The 445-nt window shown below is 78.0% G+C and carries 1 protein-coding gene; it reads left to right on the forward strand.

All coding sequences use genetic code 11. The annotated features are described in order from the left end of the window. Positions 1-161: 161 nt before the first annotated feature. Positions 162-445 (forward strand): hypothetical protein (locus M3677_RS17295; RefSeq protein ID WP_251161181.1); only part of this gene is annotated, 284 nt, incomplete at its 3' end.

The raw sequence follows: 445 nt of genomic DNA on the forward strand, positions 1-445 counted from the left end.
GACCAGACGGGCCTGTCGCGCCTGGCCGAGCAGCTGCGCTCGGAGATGACCGGCTTCCTGGCCGCGATGCGGAAGTAGCGCTCCACCCGTCGGGGTGAGCCCGGCCGCCGGACCCTCCAGGTCCGGCGGCCGGCGCCGATGACGCGGACGAGGTGTGCACCGTGCGCGCCGCACCGGAGGACGTCGTGGGCACGAGCTGGACCGCCGACCGCAGGATCCTCGCCGCCGGCACGGTGGCGACCGTGGTGCTCGGCTTCTCCGTGGCCGCCGCGGTCGACGCGCTCGCCGCCCCCGACGTGCCGGTCGCCGACGGGTTCGGCCCCGGGGACGGGTTGAGCCGCTGGGTGCTCGGCACCGCCGACCCGGCGGCGCTGGTCACCGCCGCCGCGACGGCGCCCGGGGTGGTCAACGCCCAGCCGCTGTTCGGCGGCGGGGTGCTGGTGGC

This window comes from Curtobacterium sp. P97 (assembly GCF_023712445.1).
Classification (GTDB): Bacteria; Actinomycetota; Actinomycetes; order Actinomycetales; family Microbacteriaceae; genus Curtobacterium.